This window comes from uncultured Haliea sp. (assembly GCF_963973825.1).
In the GTDB taxonomy this organism is placed as follows: Bacteria; Pseudomonadota; Gammaproteobacteria; order Pseudomonadales; family Halieaceae; genus Haliea.
In genome coordinates this window covers 139,525-148,999 of the sequence record NZ_CAXBAE010000010.1, presented here as the reverse complement: position 1 = coordinate 148,999, position 9,475 = coordinate 139,525, and the positions used below count along the sequence as shown (strand labels likewise).

General features: G+C 53.4%; 8 protein-coding genes. 1 reads left to right on the top strand and 7 read right to left on the bottom strand.

Going from position 1 to position 9,475, the window contains the following annotated elements:
• The 7 genes from AACZ17_RS12770 to AACZ17_RS12740 all read right to left on the bottom strand — a co-directional run.
• The coding region (locus tag AACZ17_RS12770; RefSeq protein WP_339638393.1) for a cation transporter at window positions 1-257 on the bottom strand (257 nt) is incomplete at its 3' end.
• 20 nt (window positions 258-277) lie between these two features.
• Complete coding sequence (locus AACZ17_RS12765; RefSeq protein WP_035230620.1) at window positions 278-682, bottom strand: MerR family DNA-binding protein; 405 nt, start codon at window positions 680-682, stop codon at window positions 278-280.
• 1,259 nt (window positions 683-1,941) lie between these two features.
• On the bottom strand, window positions 1,942-5,070 hold the full coding sequence (locus tag AACZ17_RS12760; RefSeq protein WP_339638392.1) for an efflux RND transporter permease subunit: 3,129 nt from the start codon (window positions 5,068-5,070) through the stop codon (window positions 1,942-1,944).
• A complete protein-coding gene (locus AACZ17_RS12755; protein WP_290740107.1) occupies window positions 5,067-6,668 on the bottom strand; it encodes an efflux RND transporter periplasmic adaptor subunit in 1,602 nt (533 codons plus the stop codon). Before AACZ17_RS12755 ends, AACZ17_RS12760 begins: the two co-directional genes overlap by 4 nt.
• Window positions 6,665-8,002 (bottom strand): TolC family protein, encoded by a 1,338-nt coding sequence (locus AACZ17_RS12750; protein WP_290740104.1) that lies wholly within the window; start codon window positions 8,000-8,002, stop codon window positions 6,665-6,667. The genes AACZ17_RS12755 and AACZ17_RS12750 overlap by 4 nt, the downstream gene beginning before the upstream one ends.
• 11 nt (window positions 8,003-8,013) lie before the next feature.
• Window positions 8,014-8,514, bottom strand: coding sequence for a DUF411 domain-containing protein (locus AACZ17_RS12745; protein ID WP_290740101.1), 501 nt, complete (start codon window positions 8,512-8,514; stop codon window positions 8,014-8,016).
• A gap of 132 nt (window positions 8,515-8,646) precedes the next feature.
• Entirely contained in the window at window positions 8,647-9,000 is a 354-nt protein-coding gene (locus AACZ17_RS12740) for a hypothetical protein (protein WP_290740098.1), read from the bottom strand.
• A gap of 263 nt (window positions 9,001-9,263) precedes the next feature.
• Between AACZ17_RS12740 and AACZ17_RS12735 the strand changes: the two genes are divergently transcribed.
• A complete protein-coding gene (locus AACZ17_RS12735) occupies window positions 9,264-9,473 on the top strand; it encodes a hypothetical protein (protein ID WP_008296020.1) in 210 nt (69 codons plus the stop codon).
• Window positions 9,474-9,475: the final 2 nt, after the last annotated feature.

Genomic DNA, 9,475 nt, shown 5'->3' with positions numbered 1-9,475 from the left:
TCGACCATGCCAACGACCGAAGCGACACCCGTCGCCAGATCCATACACGCATCGCTTACACCGGAAACAGAGCGTAGCGTTTGCTCAATGCTTCTTACACAACCACCGCACGTGGCGCCTTGCACCTGTAACCGCTGCAGCGGGATATCGCTATCTGAGCCAACACTGCTCCGGGTGGTAGCTGCTGTGGATGACTTGCTGGCGCAACAACAGCCGCCCTGGTGATGAGTAGGGCTCTCAAACTTCTGTGTATTCATGGCAAATCCTCTATGTTGATTTACTGGGCAAACTCTTCAATCAGGTGACAGATCATATGGCCGGTCGGCACCTTATCCGGCTTTTGGCTCCACTCGACCACGGCCTGCTGCATGCGTTCCCGCAGTTGCAGAGTCTCGGCGAACCGTTGTTCAGTTTCATTCAGGCGTTGGTCAATCAAGCGGCGAACCGTCGGGCAAGGCGATTTCTTCTTATCCGCGTGGTTCAAAATTTCCTGAATATCCTCAACGGAAAAGCCCAGTTGCCGTGCACTCAGCACGAATCGCAAGCGGTTGTAATCCTTTTCGCTGTATTCCCGATATCCATTGGCTTTGTTCTTACCCGGTTTCAGAATCTTGATCCGGGTATAAAACCGCACGGTATCGGCCGTAACCCCTAAACGCCTGGCCATTTCGATCACTTTCACACAGCTCTCCTCGCAGCTCAGTCTGACTATCGCGGGATTCAGATTAACCCCGAAGATCTGTTCCTTGCCTCGATATGAGTTAATCATCAGTTTTAAACCCGAGAGAAAATCCAAAGAATTTGTCCGGCTTTTTGTCACCTTACACCTGTGTCCAAGACACAGGTCAAGCAATTTTCATTAACAGGTATCAGGCTTCTCGTACTCACTATTACACGCCCTCGATCTGTAGCCTGTACGCCGTCAACCGTCAACCGTCAATATTGGCCCGATATCCTGTCACGGCGTTTCTGCATTGAATCGACCCGTACACAACTCCCAAGCTGCACCTGGACTTATCCATTGTCATAGTAGAGCGGCGTTTCTGACCTTAAGATGACCCATGTATTACATTCCAGTAATGTATGTGTAATCCTGTTTACCCTGGCAAGTCGGAACATGCGTTGCTCACAGCACAAAGCGGGAGAACCACCAGCAGGGATTTCAAAGGTTCAAGAACCAGGGCCCGCAAAGGCGGAACCCTTCAGGAAACAGGTATCGCGGTTGTTATACCAGCGGGCTTACCGGCCTGATCAGGCCGTTTTGGGAGGGTGAAAAATGCGTGAGGGGAGCCGTGCCAACAATGGTTCCGGCGCAGTATTGAACATGTCGCAGGCGGCATGATTCATAGTATTTTTAAAAAATGAACCGACCGCCCCAACTGTTCCCGAGGCTGAACAGGTTGACGCACAGTGACTGGCCGATAGACAGCCTGAGTCGCAATGACCGGCTAAGCACTTACCGCGGGGTTTGGGCGAATCGCTCTTGGCAATCTGATGACAGGGCATTGTCGAAGCAGTGAGGCTATGTCCGGCCGCCTGTTCACCACGGTCATTCGGGTTGAGAGAATCGGAAGTGGGCGCTGGGACTGGTCGCGTATGGTCCAGATCCAATATCGAGGCGATCGAGCCATGGTTAAGCGCGTTTGCCGGTATTGGAAGGTGAACCTGCATATCCCTGGGCAATGCAGCCATCAGTGGTTGCGCAAGCAACCCCCAAATGACCAACATAATACCCAGATAATGAACCATATCGGCTCCCTTTATTGACCGTTTTAATCTAGCAGATCTGATATCGCCAGTTCTTGACCTGAATCAAATGTTTGACACCGACGTGTTCCCCATCGGTTGCAGCTCCAGAAGCTACAGAGAGGCCAAGAATATAGGGTTAGAATTCAGAACGGCGCACCCAAACTTTATAATCGGGTACGCCAGGTCCATAGCTTAAGTTCCGTCTTTACCCTTACTCTGCTTCCAAAGCAGATAAACCGCCGGCAATACCAGCAAAGTCAATACCACGGCACTCAGCATGCCACCCACCATAGGCGCCGCAATCCGACTCATGACTTCCGAACCGGTACCCGTGCCGTACATAATAGGTAACAGCCCCACGATAATCGCCGCTGCAGTCATCATCACGGGTCTTACCCTTAGGCCGGCACCGTGCAACACCGCGTGGCGCAATGTTTCCTTTCGCGGTTCAACACCTTTCTGCTCACAGTCTTCCAGCATATGGCGATAGGCCTGATTGAGGTACACCAGCATGATGACGCCGATTTCTACTGCCACACCTGCCAGCGCAATAAAGCCCACGCCAACAGCGACAGAGAAGTTGTAGCCGAGCACGTACATCAGCCAGATCGAGCCCACCATGGCTAGCGGCAGAGTGCCCATGATGATCGCGACCTCGGCAAAGTTGCGAAAATTGAAATAGAGCAGCACGATGATAATGGCCAGCGTCAGCGGCACCACATAGGTGAGTTTTTCCTTGGCTCTCAGCATGTATTCGTACTGCCCCGACCAGTTCAGGGAGTAGCCTGCTGGTAGCTCGACCTGATCGGCCACCACGGCCATGGCATTTTTTACATAACTGCCAATATCCACGCCATCGATATCAACAAAGGTCCAGCCGTTGAGGCGGGCATTCTCGCTCTTGATGGCCGGGGGGCCGTCTTCCACATAAACACGAGCGACATCCCCCAATGCAATGCGCTGGCCACTGGTTGTTACGATGGGCAACAGGGCTAATTGTTCCGGCGAGTTACGATAGTCCTGGGGATAACGCAGATTGACGGGATAACGCTCCAACCCTTCGACTGTCTGCGTGACGTTCATGCCGCCGATGGCGGTGGCCACCACCTGCTGCACGTCAGCAATATTGAGACCATAACGCGCTGCTTTTTCCCGCTGAATATCCACCTTGATATAACGGCCACCCGCTACTCGCTCGGAGTAGACCGAGGCGGTGCCCGGCACATCCTTGAGCACCTGCTCCAGGCGCTTGCCGATCTTTTCGATTTCCTTAAGGTCGGGGCCAGCTACTTTGATACCCACCGGGGTTTTAATACCCGTGGCCAGCATGTCGATACGGGTTTTGATAGGCATCACCCAGGCATTGGTCAGTCCAGGAAACTTCACCAAGGCATCCAGTTCCTTTTTTAACGATTCCGTAGTCATACCATCGCGCCACTCCTCTCTCGGTTTCAACTGGACAAACGTTTCAATCATGGTCAGGGGCGCCGGATCAGTGGCCGTTTCTGCCCGACCGATTTTGCCGAATACACTTTTCACTTCGGGCACCGTGGCTATCAACTTGTCGGTCTGCTGCAGGATCTCCCGCGCTTTACCTATCGACAGACCGGGATAGGTGGTGGGCATATACATCAAATCACCCTCATCCAGAGGGGGAATAAATTCGCTACCTATCTGGCTGACGGGCCAAAATCCGATAACCGTAATCACCAGGGCTAACACGAGCGTGGATTTAGGGTAATTAAGCACGGTTTTAAGCGTAGGCATATACACGCCAATCAACGCGCGATTGAGTGGATTTTTGTGCTCAGGCAGTACTTTGCCACGGATAAAATAGCCCATCAGCACGGGCACCAGCGTTACTGCCAATGCAGCACTCGCGGCCATGGCGTAGGTTTTAGTAAAGGCCAGCGGCGAGAACATACGGCCTTCCTGGGCCTCCAGGGTAAACACCGGCACGAAACTCACGGTAATGATCAGCAGGCTGAAAAATAGCGCAGGACCGACTTCGGCGGCAGATTCCGCGACTACCTGCCAGCGGTTTTCGTTGGTCAGTGGCGTGCGTTCCATATGCTTGTGCATGTTTTCAATCATGACGATGGCGCCGTCGATCATGGCGCCTATGGCAATGGCGATCCCGCCCAACGACATGATATTGGCGTTAAGTCCTTGCGCATGCATGACGATAAATGCGGCCAAAATACCTACCGGCAAACTGACAATGGCCACCAGACTGGAGCGGATATGAAACAGGAAGACGACACACACCAGGGCCACGACGATGAATTCTTCCAGCAATTTGTGCCACAGGTTTTCCACGGCGCGCTCAATCAGGCCGGAACGATCATAGACCGTCACGATTTCCACACCCTCAGGCAACCCGGCCTTGAGTGTCTCCAGCTTGGCTTTGACACCATCAATGGTTTTTTGCGCATTCTCGCCAAAGCGCATGACCACAATGCCGCCTACTGTCTCACCCTCGCCATTGAGTTCGGCAATGCCCCGGCGCATCTGTGGCCCGATTTCGATGTCGGCCACATCCTTTAACAGCAAGGGGGTACCGTTGACGTTCAGGCCCAAAGGGATATTGGCCAGATCATCACGCCCCTGGATGTAGCCGGACGCGCGCACCATGTATTCCGCTTCCGCCATTTCCACCACAGAAGCGCCGACTTCCTGGTTGCCGCGCTGGATTGCCGTCTGGATATGAGAGAGTGGAATGTTAAAAGCTCGCAGCTTGTCCGGGTTCACCTTAACCTGGTACTGCTTCACCATGCCGCCAAGTGCAGCGACTTCAGATACCCCGGGCACAGTTTGCAGTTCGTATTTCAGGAACCAGTCCTGCAGGCTGCGCAGCTGGCTGAGATCGTGCTGACCGGTGCGATCCACCAGTGCGTAGAGGTAGACCCAACCCACACCGGTGGCATCCGGCCCCAATTGCGGCCTGGCATTGGGCGGCAAAGTGGGCGCCACCTGCGACAGGTATTCCAGTACCCGCGAACGCGCCCAGTAAGCATCGGTATCCTCATCAAAAATGACATAGACATAGGAGTCGCCAAAAAACGAGTAGCCGCGTACGGTGACCGCACCAGGCACCGACAACATGGCAGTAGTCAGTGGATAGGTGACCTGATCTTCCACCACCTGCGGCGCCTGCCCCGGATAACTGGTTTTGATAATCACCTGCACGTCCGACAAATCGGGAATGGCATCTACCGGCGTGTTTTTCAGGGACCAACCGCCGACCCCCACCAGAATCAGAGTGGCCAGCAGCACAAAAAAGCGGTTTTGGACAGACCAGCGGATAATGGCTTCGATCATGGCTTGTCCTCCCCGTTGCGCTGGCCTTGATCCATATCCATCGCATCATGGCTCATACCCTGATGCGGGCTGTTGCCCATGGATTGGTCGTCTCCATCCTCGTGTGAGTCTTCGGATATCGGTTCCAAACCATGGATCTGGCTGACAACGTAATTACTGCCCCCGTCCCGCTTAATTTCCACGTGCAGCTTCATGCCGGGTTTCAGCCCATCCAGATCCACCGCAGGGTCTGCGGTAAAATCCATCGTCATGGCAGGCCATTGCCAGGCATCACTGGGGTCGTGTGCCAGCGTGAGCATCCGGTGTTCGACCATGATGCCTTCAATACGGGCGCCGACTGATACCGATGCCGGTGTTTCAGGCTGGGTATCGTCATCCGGGCTGTGGTTCATGCGACGAAAATCCGAGGTCTTGCTGGATTCGGAATCAAGCAAAAATTGCGCGGAAGTCACAAGCCGGTCGCCCTCGTTGAGCCCCGACAGAATCTCCACCAGGTACTCGCCAATTCGCCCTACCTCTACGGCGATGGATTTAAAGCGCCCGTCACCTTTAGCCAACACGACTCGCGATTGGCTACCCGTGCGAATCAGTGCTTCCCGCGGAATGAGCAACGCCTCCCGAGCGGGTTGTGTCGCTATCGTCATTTGCGCAAACATACCCGGTCGCAGGTAGCCGTCCGGGTTGTCGAATCGTACGCGCACCCGAGCTGTTCGAGTCTGGGTATTCAGTGACGGGTAGATATAGTCAACGGTGCCAGACCACGTGCGTCCTGGCAGATAATCGAGGTACATGCGCACGGCATCGCCCTTCCGTACGCTCATGACCTGACGCTCGAACACTTCTCCTATGACCCAGATATGTTCCAGTTGCCCGATGACCATCATTTCCATACCGGGTTTCACAAACATGCCTTCACGGACCATAAGATTGTCCAATACGCCGGATTGCGGGGCCTTGATGGTGATCGTCTGACTGACCTTGCCAGATTTTTTCAGTCGGTGGATTTCCGATTCCGGCACCTGTAAAGCCGACAGCCGCTCCATGGCAGCAGTGATTAGTGTTGGGTTATTTCGCTTTAATGCCAGCAACACTTCTTCCTGGGCATTGACCAGGGTAGGCGAATATAAGGCATAGAGCGGCTCGCCCTGAGTGACCGGATCTCCGGCGGCTTTGACATGGAGTTTTTCAATCCAGCCTTCTACCCGTGGATGAATGTGAACAAGACGGTCTTCATCATATTGCACATAGCCCACGGTATTGACAGAGACGTCCAGCTGCCCCCGAGTAGCAGACGCTGTACGTACGCCAAGATTGTTGACCACATCGGGAGAGATGGTGACTGTGCCAATCTCCTGATCGCCGCCCGCATCTTCATACACTGGTATCAGATCCATCCCCATAGGGGATTTACCCGGATTGTCGCGCTTGTAATTGGGATCCATCGGCGCGACCCAGTAGAGTGGTTTTTTCTCGGCTGCAACGTCATCACCGCCCGTGGTCCCTTTCATACGCCATAGGGCCGAATAGTGCGCAAGGGTCGCTGTCGCAATCAACAAGGCAACGGTAATGAAAAAAGATTTATTCAATTGAATCTTCATGGGGTTAATCCTTGCGCCTGGTTACTGTTGGTGGCGGGAAACGGTTCTGAACCATTTTTGGACAAGAGGTAATTCAACTCGGTAATCGTCTTCAGCCGATCAATCCTGATCGTTAAAAAGTCGATCTTGGCATTTAACTCAGCAATGCGGGCGCGCACCGCTTCGGCAAAGTCGCCGTCGTCGTTGTTGTAGGCGGCCAGGGCAGCTTCGGCCTGCTCGGCCATTTGCGGCAATAACTGCTCGGCGTAGAGCGCGCGACGATCATTCAGGCGCTGTAGCTGTACCAAGGCCGTATCCAGTTCCGCCATCAGCTTTCGCGCCATCAGTAACTTGTCAGTTTTTATGGCCTCAGCCCGGGAAGTGGCCGCACTGACGTCTTTATCCTGTCGCTTGCCGGTGAAAAGCGGCAGGTCAAAGGTCACACCGACAGAAAAAAAATCAGCCCGGTCACGCCCCATGGGATCATCGTCCCTATAGCCATATTGGGCGGAAAGACCCCACTCAGGTTTATATTTCTGGCGCGCTAATTCGACCCCGGTCTCCATGGCATCAATACGCTGATCAAGCGCCCGCAAGAGTGGGTGCCGGTTGACCTGTTCATAGAGCCAACGATCACTATCCGGCTGACCTCCCACCGACGCCGGCTCATCACCGTACTGACTGGGCACAAGCTGCGCTAACGGCAGACTGGCAAGACCGCCGACCCACTCGGATAAACGCTGTTGGGCTGACTCCGACTGTTGCCGCAGCACCGTCAAACGATCATCCAACCGGGTAAGCTCCAATTGGGCCCGGATAATATCCTGCTGGCGAGCACCTCCCAGTGCCGACGAATAGCTCGCTTTGGTTGCATCCACCAAATGTTCAAATAGCGAGCGATCCTGCTCAATCAATCGAATGCTCTCCTGGGCCCTGAATGCGTCCAGCCACAACTGCGAGACAATAGCCGTTACCCTGGCCTGACGATTCTGCCTGAGCAACGGCTCCTGTTCCGCCAACTCCTGTTTCTGACGGCTGGACAGCGCCAGACTATCGCCGCGAGGGAACACCTGACTAACACCTACAGTGAGCTGCGTCATAGGCTCCTGGTTGATATCGAAGCTATCGGTAGGAAAGTTAGCCGCCATCAGGCTGACCTTGGGGTCTGGAAGCGTCGATGCTGAAATTGATTCGCTGGTCAAAGCATCTTCGCGATGCCGGCTACCGTTCAGCCAGGGATCCGTGGCAATGGCATGGGCGATGGCCTCATCCAGACTCAGCTTATTAGTCGGGCTCTGAGCAAACGCAGGAAACCCCACCAGCAAAAATAATAAAAATACCCATTGAATGTTCATCGTTATATGTCCTATTGCTGATCGCGACTATTCACAGATGCAAACACGTCAGCCGAACCGTCTTTTTTAAGCAGCCATACCTTATAAGCTGTAAACCTGTCACCCATCTCCATACCAGGGCTGCCTGCTGGCATGCCAGGCACACTAAGGCCGATGGCGTCATCGGGAGGGTTTTCCAGAAACTGCTGAACAAAGCGCGCAGGGATATGGCCTTCGAACACATAACCGTTACTCGTCACTGCTGTATGGCAGGACTGGAACTCAGGTGCTATGCCATAGTCATTTTTAATGCGATTCAAGTCCGACGGGTGGTGGGTTTTTGTGTCAAAACCAACATCTTCCATATGGTGAACCCATTGCTGGCAGCATTGACAGGTGCGGCTTTTATAAACATCCAACGTGGCAATCGTTGCGCTTTTAGTTGCGTGATTTTCGCTTTCGGAACAAGCGGTAAGAAATAACAGGAATACGATCAGCGCCGGAAAGCGCAGATAGGTATGTAACGGCTTCATGATGACTCCCAATCAAGAGTTGCAGTGAACGCGCTCGTAGCGATGGCGCGTTTTAAACATACGTTATGGGAGTTTTGATCTCCCGCTTATCGAGTCGTCAGACGCCTGAATTTCAGGCGTACCAACCCTACTTCAGCGGGAAATGGGGGGGCGAAACAGCGAGGAAGCTGCCTGGGAGAGGAAGGAAACCGAATACGCTGTATTGAGGGTTTGAGAAAACTGGACGGAAAACGACGACAGTGTACTCACCACCGCAACGCTTGCAGAGATGCAATCCAGCTGAGAGCAGTGATCCTGGCTGCAACAATCAGCGGCATCAGCCGTAAGGGCATTATTGATCTGGATATTGTTTGCCTTGGTATGGCTTCCATGATCCATTGCCCCCGTCATTACTGGAACATCGGGTTCGTGACTCATCTTGTGGCAGGGCAATTTCGCAACAGCGAACGACTGGCTGGTAAAAGCCAGTAACGCGAAAATCGCCATGTAAAATCTGAATCTGCTACGCCACATAATCTGCAAATGGTTATATTAACCCTAAGAAAGATACCTTATTCTCTCGAAAGTTCAAACATAACGCCCTTGATGATTGACATAGATCAATCAACGGATACTTCCATTAAGCGCCAGAACTGCAAATATTGACTTGAGGCCCACCCCGTCAGGATTGAGTGGCTGAGCTAAGTTTTTTTGTCCAACGGCGCTATACTTAAATCTGAGCTGGAGTAACCCGCAGGTGGAGTCTGCCGATGAATACTGTCAACCGCATTGCCAATATCCTCAGAGCCAGTGCTGCTTTGCTCGTAACCGCTGTGGGCATTCTATTCAGCGCCGATGACGACGAAAGCGAAGACCGTCCCTTAGGAGATGGCTCAGACCGATTTGGGGAGCACAATTTTCGTACTGGACGTATGGACTCTGGAGCTGATCCAGATGGCTGGTATGAGGAGGACTTGTAACA